This window comes from Oleiphilus sp. HI0067 (assembly GCF_001635735.1).
In genome coordinates, this window is the sequence record NZ_LWFI01001286.1 from 1 (window position 1) to 805 (window position 805).

Annotated in this window: 1 protein-coding gene; it reads left to right on the forward strand. The window is 46.3% G+C overall.

The genetic code is table 11. The annotated features are described in order from the left end of the window. Positions 1–20 precede the first annotated feature (20 nt). Positions 21–805, forward strand: a 785-nt coding sequence (locus A3739_RS19870; protein ID WP_231877114.1) for a malate:quinone oxidoreductase, incomplete at its 3' end; no start/stop codon positions are given.

Sequence of the window (805 nt, forward strand, 5' to 3'; positions counted from 1 at the left end):
ACTTCGGCGCGCTTACGCGTATGTCGGCGGTACACTTATCCTCGCTAGAAAATGTCGATGTAAGGGTAAGTTCCCGCGTCGTAAACCTAGATAAACAAGGTGATCGCTGGCATGTCACAGTTCAGAACGTAAAGTCTGGTGAACGTACGGTATTTAATTCAGGTTTTGTATTCATTGGTGCTGGCGGCGCTAGCTTATCTTTACTGCAAAAATCTGGCGTCAAGGAAGCTAAAGGTTATGGAGGCTTCCCAGTCTCAGGTATTTGGTTAGCATGCCAAAACGAAGAGCTTGCGTTGTCTCACAACGCGAAGGTGTATAGCCAAGCTGAGGTAGGTGCACCACCTATGTCTGTCCCTCATTTAGATACACGTTACATTGATGGTAAGCCTGCACTACTGTTCGGACCATTTGCAGGCTTTACGACGAAATTTTTAAAACAAGGCAACATCCTAGATCTTATTCGTAGCGTGCGTTTAGACAATATTGCCAACCTTTTACACGTTGCTCGTAACAACTGGTCTCTTACGCAGTACTTAGTAAAAGAAGCACTCAGTTCACGTGACGCAAGACTTACTCACTTAAATGGGTTCTTACCACACGCTGATCATAGCGAATGGCAGTTACGCCGTGCTGGTCAGCGCGTGCAAATCATTAAAACAGGAGCACGAGGAAAAGGCTCTTTGGAATTTGGAACAGAAGTATTAGCAACCAAAGATCGCTCTTTGGCGGCACTTATGGGTGCCTCCCCAGGTGCGTCGACCTGTGTATCAGCAATGCTTGATGTCATTGAACGTTGTATGCCTGA